This window comes from Flavobacterium sp. MDT1-60 (genome assembly GCF_014844035.1).
Lineage (GTDB): Bacteria > Bacteroidota > Bacteroidia > Flavobacteriales > Flavobacteriaceae > Flavobacterium.
In genome coordinates this window covers 3,266,234-3,285,179 of sequence record NZ_CP062159.1, presented here as the reverse complement: position 1 = coordinate 3,285,179, position 18,946 = coordinate 3,266,234, and the positions used below count along the sequence as shown (strand labels likewise).

Sequence of the window (18,946 nt, the reverse complement as noted above, 5' to 3'; positions counted from 1 at the left end):
ACTAAGAATTATTTTTTCTCAGTTTTTTCCATTTTAGCTTTTAATGCAGCTAATACATCATTGTTATCTCCTAAAGTTGCAGCTGGTGCATTTGTATTAGAAGAGTTAGATGAAGTATTTTCAGTTGCAGCTTTCACGTTTTTCTCTTCTTCTTCACGGAAGATAGCAGTGTGAGAAGCAACTACTCTTTTGAATTCTTTGTTGAATTCGATTACTTTGAAATCAGCAGTATCACCTTTTTTCAATTTCTTTCCGTCTTCTTTTTCAAGGTGACGAGTAGGAATGAAAGCAACGATATCATCTCCGAATTCTACAGTAGCTCCTTTGTCAACGATTTCAGAAATTTCACCATTGTGGATAGTTCCTACAGCGAAAGAATCTTCGTATTGATCCCAAGGATTAGCAGTAGTTTGTTTGTGACCTAAAGATAATTTACGTCCTTCAACATCTAATTCTAATACAACTACATCAAGTTTTTCACCAACATTTACAAATTCAGATGGGTGTTTGATTTTCTTAGTCCAAGATAAGTCAGAGATGTAAATTAATCCATCAATTCCTTCTTCTAATTCTACGAAAATACCAAAGTTTGTAAAGTTTCTAACGATACCTGTATGTTTAGAACCTACTGGGTATTTAGAAGTAATGTCAGTCCATGGATCTTGAGTTAATTGTTTGATACCTAATGACATTTTACGGTCATCTCTATCTAAAGTTAAGATAACAGCTTCAACAACATCTCCAACTTTTACGAAATCCTGAGCAGAACGTAAATGAGTTGACCATGACATTTCAGAAACGTGGATTAAACCTTCAACACCTTCAGCAACTTCAATAAATGCACCGTAATCAGCGATTACAACTACTTTACCTTTTACTTTATCACCAATAGTTAAATTAGCATCTAAAGCATCCCATGGGTGAGCGTTTAATTGTTTCAATCCTAATTGAATTCTTGTTTTCTCATCATCGAAATCAAGGATTACAACGTTTAATTTTTGGTCTAATTCAAGAACTTCACTTGGGTGGTTGATTCTACTCCAAGAAAGGTCAGTAATGTGAATTAATCCGTCAACACCACCTAAGTCAATGAACACACCATAAGAAGTAATGTTTTTAACAACACCTTCTAACACTTGTCCTTTTTGTAATTGACCGATGATTTCTTTTTTCTGTACTTCGATATCAGCTTCGATAAGCGCTTTATGAGATACAACAACGTTTTTGAATTCGTGGTTAATTTTTACCACTTTGAATTCCATCATTTTGTTTACATATACATCGTAGTCTCTAATTGGCTTAACGTCAATTTGAGAACCAGGTAAGAAAGCTTCAATTCCGAAAACGTCAACGATCATACCACCTTTAGTTCTGCATTTTACAAAACCATTAACGATTTCTCCTGTTTCGTTTGCAGAAATAACTCTATCCCATGATTTAATAGTACGTGCTTTTCTGTGAGATAATACTAATTGACCTGTTTTGTCCTCACGGATGTCGATTAATACTTCTACTTTGTCACCAACTTTTAAGTTCGGGTTGTAACGGAATTCGTTTAAAGAAATAACACCTTCCGATTTTGCGTTGATATCAACGATAACGTCTCTATCTGTAATTCTAACAACTACACCTTCAACTACTTCTTCTTGGTCTGTAGCGATGAAAGTTTTTGAAACTAGTTCTTCGAATTCTTGTAAGTTTTTCTCATCTACTGCATCAATTCCTTCTTGGAAGTTATGCCAGTTAAAATTTGCTAAAAACTCTTCTTGTGATTTTAATTGTTCAGACATGCTGATAAAAAATTTGTATTCTGTTTTCCTCGAGTTTCATAAAGCAGTAGAAAAAACAGAAGTTGTTTTACATAAATAGTTGATACCTAAAGGAAACTCTTCTTCGCCAAAAGGTTTGCAAAATTAATACAAATATTTGTAATAGCAAAACAATTATAAATGATTATCAGTCAATTGGTCAGGAGCAGACGATTTAGGCTATTTTAAGACGTTCAGTCCCGCTATCCGTTACAATCTTTTGTGCATCCCGAAGCCTCGGGACTGCACAAAAGGATTTCCACTTCTATCGGGGCTAAATAAGAAGGAGTAGCAGTTTTTAAGGCCTTTAGATTCAGATTCTGCCAACCTCCTATTTAAAAATCCTCAAAACAAACCCGACAGCTTTTTAAAACCTGTCGGGTTTACTATGTGTAACTATCTCTCTCAAAGTTTTAAACATAAAGAAAGATTATATCCAAATTCTCTTCATCCAAAATTCACTATCAGCATCCACCTTTGTCAAAGTTTTAAACTTCGACAAAGGTTACTGTAGATCAAGTTCAAACAATTTCGGATTTTCAAATTTACTTATATCTAATTGAAAATCTTTATCATAAAATTTCCAAGGCGAATTAGCAAAGAAGTACATTTTATTTTTAACCAAAGTTACCAATGCAGGTTCATCAAATTCCTTCCTGTTATTATCTAAAACCTTAAAATCAATTATTTTAGCTTCGGTTTCATCCAATTTATAACGTACAATCCGAATCGGCACTACTCCATTCTGAATCGCAATTAACGAATTCTTGTAAAAAACCAATCCGTCAATTCCTTTTTTAGAAGTTTCTTCCGGAAATTCGAGCCAGTTTTCTTTTTGTGACTTTATATCAATTGACATAATCCCTTTCAAATAATCAGCAACAAACAATTTGGATTCATTTTTATTCAAAGCGATTCCTTGCAGGTTAAAAGCTTCTTTCCTTAAATCTTTCCAAACAATTAAATTCTCTTTTTCAATTTTATAAAGAATCGGTTCAGCACTATCTGAAATATAAACATCATTATTTTTTGCCACAATTAAATCTCCAAAAACATGATTTCCGTTAACAGTATAACGCTTGACCAATTTTTTCGTGGCAATTTCAATTTTTAAAATTTCGCTTTTCCCACCTATTTCTTTAGAGAAACCTTCCATCTCAGGAATCGCCGAGCAGGCAACCCAAAGATATTTTTCATCCGAATCTGTTTTTAAAGCAAAAACCGAATAAGGACATTCTGTAAACCAATCAGAACATTTTCCATTTTTATCAAAAGAAACAACTTTTTTATTCCGAATACTCGATGCCAGCCAAAGTCTTTGTTTCTGCAAATAAAGCAATCCCTCCGGATGAAGATCTTTTTCTGAAAGACTTATTTTCTCCACAGAATTTTCAATTATTTTTGATTGTGAAGCTTTTAACTCTAGCAAATCTTTAAATTCCTTCTCGTTTTTTATAGATTCAAAATCAGTATCCTCTTCAAAAGCAATGGCATTATTTGCCAGAACCATCCTTTTTAAAACCAATAAAGCTTCTTCTTTTTTTCCACTTAAAACATAAGCAGATGCCAAATTATAAGTAAAAGTCGGATGCATTGGCCGAATACTGTCCAACTGTTTAGTCAATTTTAAAAACAAAAGATAATCTTTGTTCTTATAAGCTTCAACACTTTGATCATATAAAACCTTAGTTTGTGCAAAACCAGAAATTCCAATCAAAAGCAAAATAAATAATCTGAATTTCTGCATCACTAAAGTTTTAAAAATGAAATACTAAGTTATCGTTTTTATTTGAAACAGAATACCGTAGAAATAACAAACCCGACAGGTTTTTAAACCTGTCGGGTTTGTTATAAAGAATCATATCTGTTAAAGATTTGTATTATCAATGACTCAAATTCTCCAATTCCTTCGGATCATGTTTATGCTTAAACAAAACCGCAAAAGCAATTGCAATAATTAAAGCATAAGCCGCAAATGACAACCATATTGTATGCCAGTCTTTCATTAAAATTGGATTACTGAAAATTCCTTCCGGAGAAATAGAATTTCCTTGTCCTTTTACAAATTCTAACATTTTAGGATTTGTAGTTTCTGTTTGCAAAAATCCAGATAATTCAATTGTATTATGAAATGACTTTGTAAAGAAACGATCAATTGCCCAACCTGAAGTTAAACTTCCTAGAACCGCTCCTACTCCATTTGTCATCATCATAAACAAACCTTGAGCTGATGAACGTATTTTAGAATCGGTATTGCTTTCTACGAATAATGAACCTGAAATATTAAAGAAATCAAATGCCATTCCGTAAACGATACAAGACAAAATAATCATCCATAAACCAGTTACCGGATCTCCAAAAGCAAATAATCCAAAACGCAATACCCAAGCCAGCATACTAATCAGCATTACTTGTTTGATTCCGAAACGTCTTAAGAAAAACGGAATTGCCAAAATAAATAAGGTTTCAGAAACCTGAGAAATAGACATAATAATAGTCGAATATTTAATTACGAAAGAATCTGCGTATTTTGGAAAATGTTTAAACTCATCCAAGAATACATCTCCATAAGCATTTGTCAATTGCAATGCTCCTCCTAAAAACATAGAGAAAACAAAAAACAAAGCCATTTTGTAATTTCCAAATAATTTAAAAGCTTCTAAACCAAAAGTTTCAACCCATGAAGCATTTTCTTTTGTCAAGCGCTGTGGTTCACATTTTGGCAATGTAAAAGCATAAACTCCAAGAATTAAAGCTCCAATTCCAGCAATATAAAATTGATACTCTGTTGCTTTACTTCCACTTAAATTAGTGATCCACATCGCAACAATAAAACCTATTGTTCCCCAAACACGAATCGGTGGAAAATCTTTTACAATATTTTTATCGTTAAGCTTTAATGAAGTATAAGAAATGGAATTACTTAAAGCAATTGTTGGCATATAGCAGCACATTGCCACAAACATCACATAAATAAAGTTATCTGGTGTAGTTATTTGCGCAATTCCAAATAAAACTACTGCATATAAAATATGTAAAATACCGTATAATTTTTCAGCATTTACCCAACGGTCCGCAATAATTCCTGTTAAAGTAGGCATGAATAACGAAGCAATTCCCATGGTTCCAAAAACAAGACCAAATTGAGTTCCTTCCCAATTTTTAGTTCCAAACCAATAATTTCCAATAGTAATAAGCCATGCTCCCCAAACAAAAAACTGAAGAAAACTCATTACGATCAACCTGTTTTTAATTCCCATATGATGAAATTGTCTTTTAAATAAAATGAAGCGGTAAAACTACCATTAAAAATGATATCTGCAAAAAATTATGCTGTTTTAACAACATCATTCACCAATTCTAAAACAACTGCAAATTGCTCTTCTCGGGTTAAATAAGAATTATCAATTTCTATAGCATCATCAGCAATTATTAAAGGCGAATCTTCACGGTGCGTGTCTATATGATCGCGATCTACAACATTTTTTAAAACTTCTTCATAAGAAACATTATCACCTTTTTGCTGTAATTCATCAAAACGTCTTTGTGCACGGGTTTCGGCGCTGGCAGTCATAAATATTTTAAGTTCAGCACCAGGAAAAACGACTGTTCCTATGTCTCTTCCGTCCATAACGATGCCTTTGTTTTTTCCCATTTCCTTTTGCTGTTCTACAAGTTTAGAACGCACTTCAGAAACTTCTGCCACCTTACTCACAAAATTAGAAACTTCAATGGTTCTAATTTGTTTTTCAATATTCTCACCATTCAAATACATTTCAGCAAAGCCTAAATCAGAATTAAACTTAAACTCCAATTGAATATTGAGTAAAGCTTCAATTAAAGCTTTTTTATCAAAAAAGTCAGCTCCAATAAGTTGATTCTGCATGGCAAAATAAGTTACTCCGCGATACATGGCACCAGTATCGACGTAAACATACTCTAACTCTTTTGCTAATTGTTTTGCTAAAGTACTCTTTCCTGTTGATGAAAATCCGTCGATAGCAATGGTGATTTTTTCCAATTTTTTAAATTTTAAATTTTAATATCTTTTAGTTTCAAGTTCTTAATAATAAATACTCATTAGAATATTTGACTCAGAATCATCTATTATTTTAGATATTCGATCAAAATATTTTCTATTCACCATAGGGCAACCAAAACTATTGCAAATATACCCATTTTGCTCTTTATATGGAACATAATAATAATAATGGAAAACAATATCACGCTTAAATGCGTTGCTGTTAGTTTCATCTAATCCGTACAGTTTATAAGCTCTTCCAAATTTTCCCTGATAAGAATTTCCGATATAATATTTTCCAATCGAAGTACTTAATGAATTTGGAGTATTACTGAATTTTAATTTCCCTTTAATTCCTGTCTCTGAGCCAGAACCATGAGCAACCAAACCTTTATCGATGATTTTATCCGTTTTTAAATCATAAACAAAAAAGCGATTCTTTCCGGAAGGTACTTTCATATTAATAAAAAATGCAAATCTTCTATTATATTTTGAATTGTTTTCTATTAACCTTTTTACTTCATTGATTTGTTTACTATCTATTGTCGCAGTAACAGAATAATTATTTTTTTTGTCTTTCCAAATAATTTTATAGCCTATAAAAACAAAAAGTATCATAAGAAAAACGATAAAGATCTTCTTCATATGATACTTGTATTAAATTATAAAAGTTAAAATTATATGGTTACTATTTACTTAATAATAGATATCCAGGATAATTTTTGATTTAGAATTATCAACTATTTTTTCTATTCTTTTAAAGAATTCTTCATTAACCATTGGGCAACCGTGGCTGTTCGAAATATAATATTCCTGCTCTTCAAGTGGAACTGCAGAATAATGATGCAGCACTATAGCTCTTTTTAAAGCGTTATTATTTGTTTCATCTAATCCATTTAATCGGTAAGCTTTTCCAAATATTCCTTTGTAACATTTATCGATAGAATATCTACCTAAAGATGTGCAGTTAGAATTTGGTATATTACTAAATTTAAGTTCCCCTCTAATTCCGGTTTCAGAACCAGATCCGTGAGCTACAAGTCCCTGATCTAGAATTTTATTATTTACCAGATCATAAACAAAGAATCTGTTTTTTCCGGATTTGATTCTCATATCAACTAAAAAAGCAATTTTAGTATTGTACTGAGGACCGGCATAAACCATTTCTCTTACCGTATTAACGTGATAGTTAATTCTTTCGATTTCAATATCTGAAAGGGATTCGTCTTTAAAATTAAGATTTGAGGTGTTAAAAAAACCTGCCGTAACAAATAGAATTAAATAAAATAGTTTCATAAATTACCACCTATTGAAAGTTTAAAATTAGTCCAAAAAGACTTGTGTTGGCCGCCAAAGTATATCGTGAATATGAATAATTAAATTTTAAGCGATTCATTTTCAAACCGAAACCTAAAGAAATCCCTGAAAAATTACGCTGTTCATCAATTCTCAGTTCTTCTGCCCTTCTAAAATTGTAACCTAATCGTAAATTGACTGCTCTTCCCGGGAAAAGTTCAACACCAATAACAGTATGTCGTAAAGCATTATTTACAAAGGAAACTTTTTCCCCACTTGTCGTGCCATCAATATTGGTTTCTCCCCGAACCGGATTAGAAAAAGAGATATTCCATTGTTGTAAATTTTCTAACGAAAGATGCCAACGAAGCGGAACATGTTCTAATTCTTGCGAAACACCAGCAATGATTTCAAACGGTAAATTCTCCTGTATTCCTGAATAAGTAGTAAACTGTGTCCCAATATTTCGAAATACTAGAGCCAAATTTACATTATTTTTTTGAATTTGATACATAATTCCCACATCAATTGCTCCACCGACAGAATTATAACTTTCTAAGGTCGAAGTTATTAACTTAGCATTTGCTCCTATATGAACATCTGTAAAAGGAATATTATAAGCGTAGCCCAGAGAAAGTGCACCTTCACTACCTGAAAAATCTGAAGTTGCCTGACCATTTTCGTCATAACCTTCAAAGGTTCCATAATTAACATAGCTTACGCCCGCATAAAAAGTTTGCACGTGTCTGTCATAAGTATAAGCATATGAAGCAGTTCCATAAGAAGCCTCTCCATAATAACTCCCGTAATTCATTGCTAAATGGTTGTCCATATCTTCATTTAAGGCTGCAGGGTTTGACATCGCCTGATTAACATCTTCATCATAAATTGTTATGTTTTCTCCTCCTAACGCTGCCTGCCTTGGTGACGAGGTTAAATTAAGAAACTGATAAGTGTAGCGCCCTCCAATTTGCCCGTAGGAAATCGAACAAATCAAGATAAAAAAAAGTAAAACAAATCGTTTTAACATGCTTTTGGGGCGATTCCTATATGGGAATAACGCAAATACAAATATAAAATTATATAACAGCAAAAATAAAATTAAAGCTTAAAAAAATCCAATAAAAAAATCCCAAATTTCAACCTGTAATGGAACAGTGTGAAATTTGGAATTTAATCCCGACGTATCGGAATTGGAGTTTTATTTAAAGTTATTTTAAAGTTTTAGCATTTTTTGCATTTTGATCTGTCAAAGCCAAAGCTAAAACTTCGCTCATTTCTTTCACATAATGAAAAGTAAGACCTTCTAAATATTCAGCTTTAATTTCATCGATATCACTTTTATTTTCATGACATAAAATGATTTCCTTAATATTAGCTCTTTTAGCTGCAAGAATTTTCTCTTTAATACCGCCAACAGGCAATACTTTTCCGCGAAGTGTGATCTCACCTGTCATCGCTAAGCTTTTCTTCACTTTCTTTTGTGTCAGTAATGAAACTAAAGAAGTCAGCATAGCTATACCGGCACTTGGGCCGTCTTTTGGCGTTGCTCCTTCCGGAACGTGCAAATGGATATTATACTTTTGGAACAATTCTATGCTTAAGCCTAATTTTTTGGCATTTGCTTTAATATACTCCAAAGCAATTGTAGCCGATTCTTTCATTACAGTTCCTAAATTTCCTGTAATACTCAAAGAACCTTTTCCTTCAGAAATTAAAGATTCAATAAATAAAATATCACCACCAACACTTGTCCAGGCCAAACCTGTAACAACTCCGGCAACATCGTTATTTTCATATTTATCACGCTCTAATCTTGGCACGCCCAAAACCGTTACAATATCTTCATCTGTAACTTTTTTGTTGTATTCCTCTTCCATCGCAACCGCTTTTGCTGCATTACGAATTACTTGAGCAATTTTAGTTTCTAAATTACGAACACCAGATTCACGTGTATAACCTTCAACAATTTTCTCTAATTGTTTTTTACCAATAGTCAAATCTTTCGAAGTTAAACCGTGTGCTTCCAATTGTTTTGGAAAAAGGTGTCGTTTTGCGATTTCTACCTTTTCTTCAATAGTATAACCTGACATTTTGATCACTTCCATTCTGTCACGCAATGCTGGTTGGATTGTAGCCATATTATTTGAAGTTGCAATAAACATCACTTTAGACAAATCAAATCCCATTTCAAGGAAATTATCATAAAAGGCATTGTTTTGCTCAGGGTCTAAAACTTCCAATAAAGCTGAAGAAGGGTCACCACTATTTCCGCTTGATAATTTATCAATTTCATCCAAAATAAAAACAGGATTTGAAGTTCCGGCTTTCTTTAGACTTTGAATAATTCTACCTGGCATAGCACCAATATATGTTTTTCTGTGCCCACGAATTTCTGCTTCATCACGTAATCCTCCTAAAGAAATACGCACGTATTCACGACCAAGAGCTTCAGCAACCGAACGACCAATTGATGTTTTTCCAACTCCCGGAGGTCCTGTCAAACAAATAATTGGTGATTTCATATCGTTACGAAGCTTCAATACAGCCAAATGTTCGATCATTCTTTTCTTAACTTCTTCAAGTCCAAAATGATCTTTATCTAAAATTTTCTGAGCATGCTTTAAGTCGAATTTATCTTTAGAATATTCACCCCAAGGCAATTCTAAAAATAACTCTAAATAGTTACGCTGAATTCCAAAATCCGGAGATTGCGGATTCATTCTGCGCATTTTAGATAATTCTTTCTCGAAATGTTTCTGCGTTTTTTCGTCCCATTTTTTGGTTTTCGCTTTCTGCCCCATTTCATCCATTTCTTCTTCCTGCGAAACTCCTCCCAATTCTTCCTGAATGGTTTTCATTTGCTGGTGCAGGAAATATTCACGCTGTTGCTGATCTAAATCAAAACGAACTTTTGACTGAATGTCATTCTTCAATTCTAATTTTTGAAGTTCAACATTCATATAACGCAAAGTTTCTAACGCTCTGTCTTTTAGACCATTTACAGATAAAAGTCCTTGTTTCTCTTTTACCGATAAATTCATGTTAGAAGAAACAAAATTGATTAAAAATGACTGGCTTTCAATGTTTTTAATCGCAAAGGTAGCTTCTGAAGGAATGTTTGGACTTTCCTTTATAATTTGAATAGCCAATTCTTTTACAGAATCTAAAATAGCCGTAAACTCAGTATCATTTTCATCAGGACGATCTTCTGCAACTTCCTTAATTGTTGCAGTTATATAAGGTTCTTCAGAAACAACTTCGTCAATCTCGAAACGTTTTTTTCCTTGTAAAATAACCGTAACGTTTCCGTCAGGCATTTTTAAAACACGAAGAATTCTTGCAACAGTTCCAATTTTATGAATATCATCTTTAGACGGATCTTCGTCTTCTTCATTAATTTGAGAAACAACACCAATAATTTTTCCGCCTGCATTGGCATCATTTATTAGCTTGATAGATTTATCCCTTCCTGCTGAAATTGGAATAACAACTCCCGGAAATAAAACAGTGTTACGCAAAGGCAAAATAGGTAACGAAAGCGGAAGCTCCTCGTTATTCATTTCCTCTTCGTCTTCTGGAGTTAGTAATGGAATTAATTCTGCTTCTGAATCAAATTCCTGAAGTGACAGATTGTCAATAGTAAGTATTTTATGGTTTGACATAATAATATATAAGTCGTTTTGTCATTAAAAGTTAAATCCAAATTGCAAATGTACCCCTAAATACTCTCGGTTTTAATAAAACTATAATAAGTGTTTCATTTACAACATAGGCGGTAAAAATAGACAATCATTATGCCAAATGCAAAAGAGTCAGTTTTGAAATTCAATTTTAAGTAGCAAATCTAATTATTTCAAAAAAAATAAAATTAATTTTATGAAAAGTGTAACATATCAAAAAAAGCAAAGTCCTTATATAAAACTAGCAACCATTACTTGAGTATAACCAATCAAAATATCGAAGAATTAATCGCGCTTTGTAAAAACAATAATCAAAAGGCACAGTTTGAAGTTTACAATCGTTACAGTAAAGCTATGTATAACGTAGCATACAGGATTGTAAAAGACGAACATTTTGCACAAGACGTCATGCAGGAAGGTTTTTTGAAAGCTTTTACAAAAATAAACGATTACAAACAGGAAGTCGCTTTTGGAGCGTGGCTAAAAAAAATCATTGTCAATTATAGTATTGATTTTTATAAAAAGAATAATTCTTTTCAGGTCGAAGATTTAAGCAAGACGCTTTATAAAATCGAAGAAAACGACAGTTTTTATTCTGAAAACATTGATTTGAATTCACTTAAAGTAAAACAGGTTTTAGATACCATTTTAGCCCTAAAAGATAATTACCGAATGGTATTGACACTCTTTTATATTGAAGGTTACGATCAGGAAGAGATTAGCGAAATTTTGAATATTAGTTATGCAAACTGCAGAACAACATTAAGCAGAGCCAAAGAAAGTTTACGAAAAAAATTAGAGGAAGTATGAAAAAGGAAAATGACAATTTAAATGAATTATTTAACAAGTTTGAAAATCAATGGGATGTACAGGAAATGAATTCTGATCATCAGGTAGATTTTTTGAATAAGTTAAATAAAAAGCAGCCAAAGAAAAAAAATTACTGGTTTGTAACTGCTATTGCGGCTTCGATTGTCTTAATGTTAGGAATTTCAATTTTTTATAAAAATGAGAAACCGAAGGAATTCAAATTTGCCTCTAAAGAAACACAACGAACAGATTCAATTTTTAGCATTTTAATCGATAACGAGCTAGTAAAACTAAAAGAAAAAAGTTCGCCTGAAAACGAACAAATTATTAACGACGCATTAAAACAAATGAAAGTTTTTGATGCCGATTACCAAAAAATTATTAATGAACTGCAAAAAAATGGTGAAAATAAACAAATCATTTATGCCATGATAAGCAATCTGCAGACGCGTATCTCTTTTTTGCAAACCGTTCTAAAAAGAATTGAAGAAAACGAAAATCTAAAAAACACCACAGATGAAAAAACATTATAAAATACTTATTCTATTCATTTTGATTCCTTTTCTTGGATTTTCAAATGATGACACTTTTATTTCAAAACAAAAAAACATTAATAAAACCTATATCGTAAACTCGAATGCCGGAATTGATATTGACAATAAATACGGAAGTATTTCGGTATCAACCTGGGATGAAGATAAAATTAATATTGATATCACCATAAAAGTTACCGGACCTAATGAAAACTGGGTAAACGAAAGACTAAACAGCATTGATGTTGATATTACAGCATTGAAATCTATGGTTACCGCTGTGACAAAACTTGGTAGTTCTTCGCTAAAAAGCAAAGGAAGCAACAATAGTTTTGAGATCAATTATGTTATAAAAATCCCAAAAAACGGAACTATAAAGCTTATGAACAAATATGGTAACATCACAGTTTTAAGTTTAGAAGGAGCCAGCGATATTGCCTGTAAATACGGAAAGGTTACAGTAGGGAAACTAAACAATACAAATAATAGATTTCAAATCGAATATTGTCAAAATTCAACTATTGATTATATTAAAAATGGTACTGTTGAAGCACGTTATTCTGGTTTAAAAATAAATGATTCGGGCAATTTAAATCTTGATACTAACTATACTGATCTAGTTGTTGCTGACGGACAAAATATTAAATATGACTGTAACTACGGAACTTTAAAATTCCAGAAATTAAATTCGTTTTCAGGATCTGGGAACTACCTTACCATTTCTATTGCTGAAATTTCAAACAATATTAATGTGGATGCCAATTACAGTAAAATAAACATTTCTACTATAACAAGTAAAGCAAATAATGTAAATATCAATACTGGCTATACTGATGTTTCTTTAGGATACGATGCGAATTATGCTTTTGATTTTGACATTAATACTAAATATGGAAATATAAAAAACGATAGCTCTTTAGATGTTTCTGTTACTGAAAGCAAAAATTCAAGCAAAAGAATCAGCGGCTTTAATAAGAAAAAAGGTCAAAACAAAGTAACAATTAATTCTAATTACGGAAACGTAACCTTAATCAAAAAACAATAATCTTAAAAGTTTAAAACAATGAAAAAATTAATACAATTAGTTTGTGGTGCATTTTTAGTATGTTTTGTTGCTAATGCACAATCTGAAAAAATAAACGGAAACGGTAAAGTAGTTTCTGAAACAAGAACAACTTCAGGATATGATGCTATAAAAATTTCGGGGTCTTTTGATGTCGATCTGGTGGCAGGAAAAGAAGGCAAAATTATTATGAAAGGCGAAGAGAATATTCTATCTGCTATTATTGTAGAAGTTGAAGACAATACCTTGAAAATTCAGGTAAAGAAAAATACTAATATCCATTCGAGTATGGGTAAAAAAGTTCAGGTGACAGTTCCGTTTGAGAAAATTTCTGAATTAAGTTTATCCGGCTCCGGAGATATTCAATCGAAAGATGCTATAAAAAATGATAAATTCTTAGCAAAACTTTCTGGTTCAGGAAACTTTAACCTGGCAGTTGATTCTAACTCTTTAGAACTTAATTTAAGTGGTTCTGGAAATGTACGTTTGAAAGGTTCTGCAGATAGTTTCACAACAAAACTTTCTGGCTCAGGTAACATCGATGCTGGTGAACTAAAATCAAAAAATGTTGATGTTAATGTTTCAGGATCAGGGGATAGTAAAGTTAATTGTAGCGAAGTTTTAACCGCAAGAGTTTCAGGATCGGGTGATATAAAATACACTGGTAATCCTGAAAAAAGAGATGTAAAAGTTTCTGGTTCCGGAAATATATCAAAAGCATAATTAATAGATAAATCCCATTGAGATTCAAAAATTATCATCAATCAAATAAATCACTTTTATATAATCTATCAAAGGCGCTTAATTAATTTACAGCGCCTTTTTTATGAACTCGTCTCAAAAGAAAAATGGCAGTAACAAAAAAGATCCCTAAAATCACAATTGCTGCACGCGGACTTCCGGTTATTTGATCGATAACTCCATATACACACATTCCGATTACAATTCCAATTTTTTCAGCCACATCATAAAAACTGAAAAATGAAGCTGTATCTTTTGTCTCAGGTAATAATTTTGAATAAGTTGAACGAGAAAGTGCCTGAATTCCCCCCATTACAAATCCGGCCACGGTAGCCATTACATAAAAATGCATTGGTAATGTTATAAAGAATGCCAAAGCACAAAACACTGCCCAAATTATATTAATCACAATTAAAGTTGGAATATTACCAAATTTAGAAGAAGCTCTTGAAGTTAAAAAAGCACCAACAACCGCTACCAACTGTATAATTAAAATACAGATAATCAAACCAATTGTACCTTCTTCTTTCGAGGACCATTGAATTTCCTGTGCTCCAAAATAAGTTGCTACAAGCATAACGGTCTGAACCGCCATACTAGAAACGAAAAACCCTCCTAAATATCTCTTTAAAGGAATGTTTTCCTGTAATAAAGCCCAAACTTTTTTCAATTCTTTGAAACCGTTAAATATTACATCATTCGTTAATTTTTGACCATTCTCTTTGCTTCCTTTTGGCAAATAATAATAAGTATATTGACTAAATAATATCCACCAAGCACCCACCATTATAAAGGAATAACGCATAGCCTTCATTGCAGCTTCACCATCTGTTCCGCTGATTCCAAAAAGTTTTGGCTTCATGATCATTGCTAAGTTAATAATCAATAAAATCACACTTCCAATATAGCCTAAAGAATATCCTTTGGCACTAATTTTATCTTGTTGTTCTTCAAATGCAATATCAGGCAAATAAGAATTATAAAAAACCAAACTCCCCCAATATCCAATCAATCCAAGGAAATAAAATGCAAGTCCAATATAAATATTATCAAGATCAAACCAATACAATCCCATACAGGACAGGGCTCCTAAATAACAGAAAAACTTCATGAAAGACTTTTTATTTCCAACATAATCAGCAATTCCTGACAGTAAAGGAGAAATAAAAGAAACTACCAAAAAGGCAAAAGCAGTTATAAAACTAATCAAAGCAGAATTCTTTAGATGCATACCAAAAACATCAATATAATGATTATCCTTTGAGAATAAAGCTTCATAAAATATTGGAAATACAGCTGAAGCAATCGTAAGCGTATAAACTGAATTTGCCCAATCATAAAATGCCCACGCATTTAATAATTTTTTATCTCCTTTTTGTAGGTTTTTCATAGAAATGGTTTTGTTAATGCGGTACGAATTTATCTAATTTTTATGATAATCAAATAGATTTTTGTCTAATTCGTGTATTAATAAATTATGAACAATTTAAAATTTGCACAAAAAAAACCACTCTTTTCAGAATGGCGTTTAAATATTTTTGAAATTGAATTATCTAATCGTACCCACTTTAAGCGCCATAGCTTTTGCTTCAGGTATCAGGGATTTTATATTTGCAATCCTAGTCGCATCAGAAGGGTGTGTACTCATAAATTCCGGAGTTCCCGCTGCACCAGATTTGGCAGACATTCTGCTCCAGAATGTTACAGCATCGTCTGGATTGTAACCGGCAATTGCCATAAGTGTCAATCCAATTTTATCGGCCTCAGTTTCATTACCTCGGCTAAATGGCAACATCACTCCCACTTCTGTCCCCAGACCATACGCCTGCGAAAATATTTGCTGTGTTTGTTCTGATTTACCACTTGTTGCAGCTCCCAAAGCCACTCCTCCAATTTGTTGTAACTGTGCGGCACTCATTCTTTGTGCACCATGATTAGCCAATGCGTGAGAAACTTCATGCCCCATAACTGTTGCTAATCCAGCTTCGTCCTGCGTAACCGGCAAAATTCCTGAATACACTACGATTTTTCCACCAGGCATACACCATGCATTTACTTCTTTATTATCCACAAGTTTATATTCCCATCGATAATCTTTTAAATATTGTGTTTGTCCTAAATAAGTTAAATATTTTTCGGCGGCAGCTTTAATTCTTATACCTACTGTTTCAACTCTTTTGGCATCAGGAGTTCCTGTTATAACCTTATTTTCAGAGATAAATGCATTATACTGCTGAAACGAAGTTGGAAATAATTCACTGTTTGAAACAAAATTTAAATTTTGCTTTCCTGTAATTGGATTGGTTGCACAGCCAATTAAAACAGCTATACAAATCCCTGATATTAGATATTTTTTCATGATTTTTGATATTTTACTACACAAAAATACAATTAATATTAACGTTTTATTTTATATAATTTTTCACAAACGTATCAGAATTTACTTATTCACCCACAATATGAAGCTCATTAAACTCTTTATCAACAATTAAGAAATGATTCGCTTCAAAAGCAATTTTATCAAATTCTACTTTTTCATTGTCAATTTCAATTTCGGTCACTTTAAAAGGCAAACCAATTAAATTGATTTTATATTTTCTATATGGAGTATCGTATTTTCCTTCTTTATGTAGTTGAATAATTAATTCCTTTTCTTTTCCAATTGTTCTAAAAGATAAATAACTGTAACGGCCTTTTTTATAATCATAACCATCTTGTGCATCTTCATATACAAATGATTGTTCTTTTCCAATTTTGAAGTATAAATCAAGTGTTAATTCATCAAATTCAAGTTCACCAACATATTGCTGAACCGGATATTTAGGAATAATAGCTCCTGCTTTTACAAAAACAGGAATCTCATCAAATTTAGTATCAACCCAAACCTCTCTTCCTCCTATTGAAAATTCATTTGTCCAATAGTTATACCATTCTCCTCTTGGAATATACATACGTCTACCTACAGCATTAGGTTCAAGAATAGGGCAAACTAAAATTTGATTTCCGAAGATAAATTCATCATTACGATAATGTGTTTGAATATCTTCCTGATCGTAATAAACAAGAGGTTTTAACATCGGGACGCCTTCTTCAATATATTGCCAGAACATAGTATATAAATAAGGAAGTAATTGATAACGGAGACTTACAAACTTTCTGGTAATATTGATAACTTCTTCATCAAAAGCCCATGGTTCCTGATTTCCGTGATCTCCTGAAGAATGTGTCCTGCAAAATGGATGAAAAACACCTAACTGAATCCAACGTGCATATAATTCACCTGTTGGCTGTTCGGCAAAACCTCCAATATCAGAACCTGTAAATCCCATTCCTGAAATACACATTCTTTGCACCTGAATGTTTGCAATCCATAAATGTTCCCAGGTTGCAACGTTATCACCTGTCCAGGACGAAGTATATCGTTGTGCACCTGAATAAGCTGATCTTGTAATTACAAAAGGACGTTTAGGATAGGCAAAACGTTTTACACCATGATACGTAGCCCTTGCCATTTGTGTACCGTAAATATTATGTGCTTTTCTGTGACTGCAAGGATTTCCATCGTATGAGTGACGAACGTCCATCGGGAAAGTTTTATTGGGAACTTCCATAACCGCCGGTTCATTCATATCATTCCAAACTCCTTTTACGCCAATATCTGAAATCAATTCTTTAAATAATCCTGCCCACCATTCTCTGACTACGGGATTTGTATAATCTGGGAAATTACATTCTCCCGGCCAGACTTTTCCTTTCATGTAAGGCCCGTCGGCTCTTTTGCAGAAATAATCTTTTTCTAAAGCTTCCTGGTAAACCCAATAATCTTTATCAATTTTAATTCCGGGATCGATAATAACAACAGTTTTAAAACCATCTTCGGCTAATTCAGCCACCATCTTTTTTGGATCAGGAAAATATTCCTTATTCCACGTAAAACATCGAAAACCTTCCATGTAATCAATGTCCAGATAAATGGCATCACACGGAATTTTAAGTTCTCTAAATTTTGAAGTGATTTCTTTTACTTTACTTTCCGGATAATAACTCCATTTACATTGGTGATATCCTAAAACCCAAAGCGGCGGTAATTCAGGTTTACCCGTTAAATCTGTATAAGTTGTTACAACATCCTGCATTTGTGGGCCGTAAATGAAATAATAATTCATTTCACCGCCTTCAGCCCAAAAGCTGGCAACGTTTCTTCTTTCCTGACAAAAATCAAAAAAGGTTCTAAAAGTGTTATCAAAGAAAATCCCGTACGACTGTTTGTTATGTAATCCAATATAAAACGGAACTACTTTATACAAAGGTTCCTGATCTTTTTGATAGGCATATTGATCAGTGGCAAAATTCTCAAGTCTTTTGCCTTTTAAATTCATTTGCGTGGCCTTGTCTCCAAGACCGTAAAAGCATTCTCCATCTTTGGAAGATTTACTCATTTTTACAATATTCCCACCATATTCATAGCTTTCTTCCCAATGAAAACCAAGTTCATCTTCAAGAATTAAAAGATCATTTAAATCGTAAATCGACAAACGAAGATCTGCTTTCTGAATTTTACATTTTACTTTGCTTGTTCTAATCACAAAATAAGTTTCTTCTTCAGTAAGTTCTAAAAAATTATAACCATGAAGTTGCGTTTTATCAATTGCATACGAAAAGTCATTGCTAAAATATCCTTTTGTAGTAAAACGAAATCGGATTAAACTGTCTCTAAGAATAGTGACTTTTAAAATTACTTTGTTATCTGTATGAAAGAAAATAGAATCGCCCTCATGTTCATGCGAAACGATTTTTGATGGATATAAATCGCCTTTATATTCTAATGATGTATTTGTAATCATATTGCTAATGCATTAATTATTCTAACTATATCGCTATTTCAAACATACAAAAAAACTATATAAAGCACTATGAATATGAGGTTTATTCACGAAAACGTTTTTTCTGTATGAGTAACAAATTACATCTCAAAAAATCAACAATTCGAT

15 protein-coding genes are annotated in these 18,946 nt (G+C 32.5%); 4 read left to right on the top strand and 11 right to left on the bottom strand.

Features of this window, described 5'->3' with window-relative positions; all coding sequences use genetic code 11:
- Positions 1–8 precede the first annotated feature (8 nt).
- The 8 genes from rpsA to lon form a co-directional block, all read right to left on the bottom strand.
- Entirely contained in the window at positions 9–1,790 is a 1,782-nt protein-coding gene (gene rpsA, locus IHE43_RS13590; protein ID WP_026984997.1) for a 30S ribosomal protein S1, read from the bottom strand.
- Between the two features lie 523 nt (positions 1,791–2,313).
- Positions 2,314–3,555, bottom strand: coding sequence for a hypothetical protein (locus IHE43_RS13585; protein ID WP_192184382.1), 1,242 nt, complete (start codon positions 3,553–3,555; stop codon positions 2,314–2,316).
- Positions 3,556–3,691: 136 nt separating this feature from the next.
- Positions 3,692–5,068, bottom strand: a complete 1,377-nt coding sequence (locus IHE43_RS13580; protein ID WP_192184381.1) for a nucleoside permease — start codon at positions 5,066–5,068, stop codon at positions 3,692–3,694.
- A 68-nt stretch (positions 5,069–5,136) separates the two neighbouring features.
- Complete coding sequence (gene cmk / locus IHE43_RS13575; RefSeq protein ID WP_192184380.1) at positions 5,137–5,829, bottom strand: (d)CMP kinase; 693 nt, start codon at positions 5,827–5,829, stop codon at positions 5,137–5,139.
- Positions 5,830–5,871: 42 nt separating this feature from the next.
- A complete protein-coding gene (locus IHE43_RS13570) occupies positions 5,872–6,474 on the bottom strand; it encodes a murein L,D-transpeptidase catalytic domain-containing protein (RefSeq protein ID WP_192184379.1) in 603 nt (200 codons plus the stop codon).
- 51 nt (positions 6,475–6,525) lie between these two features.
- Positions 6,526–7,125 carry a murein L,D-transpeptidase catalytic domain-containing protein gene (locus IHE43_RS13565; protein WP_192184378.1) on the bottom strand — a complete coding sequence of 200 codons (600 nt, stop codon included), beginning with the start codon at positions 7,123–7,125 and terminating at the stop codon, positions 6,526–6,528.
- Positions 7,126–7,135: 10 nt separating this feature from the next.
- A complete protein-coding gene (porQ, locus tag IHE43_RS13560) occupies positions 7,136–8,155 on the bottom strand; it encodes a type IX secretion system protein PorQ (protein ID WP_192184377.1) in 1,020 nt (339 codons plus the stop codon).
- A 181-nt stretch (positions 8,156–8,336) separates the two neighbouring features.
- Positions 8,337–10,790 (bottom strand): endopeptidase La, encoded by a 2,454-nt coding sequence (gene lon / locus IHE43_RS13555; protein WP_192184376.1) that lies wholly within the window; start codon positions 10,788–10,790, stop codon positions 8,337–8,339.
- 273 nt (positions 10,791–11,063) lie between these two features.
- Here lon and IHE43_RS13550 point away from each other — a divergent pair, with 273 nt between their 5' ends.
- From IHE43_RS13550 to IHE43_RS13535, 4 genes are read left to right on the top strand one after another with little or no spacing between them, the layout of a single operon-like run.
- Positions 11,064–11,618, top strand: a complete 555-nt coding sequence (locus IHE43_RS13550; RefSeq protein ID WP_192184375.1) for an RNA polymerase sigma factor — start codon at positions 11,064–11,066, stop codon at positions 11,616–11,618.
- A complete protein-coding gene (locus IHE43_RS13545; protein ID WP_192184374.1) occupies positions 11,615–12,151 on the top strand; it encodes an anti-sigma factor in 537 nt (178 codons plus the stop codon). The genes IHE43_RS13550 and IHE43_RS13545 overlap by 4 nt, the downstream gene beginning before the upstream one ends.
- Complete coding sequence (locus IHE43_RS13540; protein ID WP_192184373.1) at positions 12,135–13,196, top strand: hypothetical protein; 1,062 nt, start codon at positions 12,135–12,137, stop codon at positions 13,194–13,196. Before IHE43_RS13545 ends, IHE43_RS13540 begins: the two co-directional genes overlap by 17 nt.
- A gap of 18 nt (positions 13,197–13,214) precedes the next feature.
- Entirely contained in the window at positions 13,215–13,937 is a 723-nt protein-coding gene (locus tag IHE43_RS13535) for a head GIN domain-containing protein (protein WP_192184372.1), read from the top strand.
- 82 nt (positions 13,938–14,019) lie between these two features.
- Here the strand turns inward: IHE43_RS13535 and IHE43_RS13530 are convergent, their stop codons facing one another.
- The 3 genes from IHE43_RS13530 to IHE43_RS13520 form a co-directional block, all read right to left on the bottom strand.
- A complete protein-coding gene (locus IHE43_RS13530; protein WP_192184371.1) occupies positions 14,020–15,345 on the bottom strand; it encodes an MFS transporter in 1,326 nt (441 codons plus the stop codon).
- 159 nt (positions 15,346–15,504) lie between these two features.
- Entirely contained in the window at positions 15,505–16,314 is an 810-nt protein-coding gene (locus tag IHE43_RS13525; RefSeq protein ID WP_192184370.1) for a M48 family metallopeptidase, read from the bottom strand.
- A gap of 85 nt (positions 16,315–16,399) precedes the next feature.
- Positions 16,400–18,799, bottom strand: coding sequence for a glycoside hydrolase family 31 protein (locus IHE43_RS13520; protein ID WP_192184369.1), 2,400 nt, complete (start codon positions 18,797–18,799; stop codon positions 16,400–16,402).
- Between the last annotated feature and the right edge of the window lie 147 nt (positions 18,800–18,946).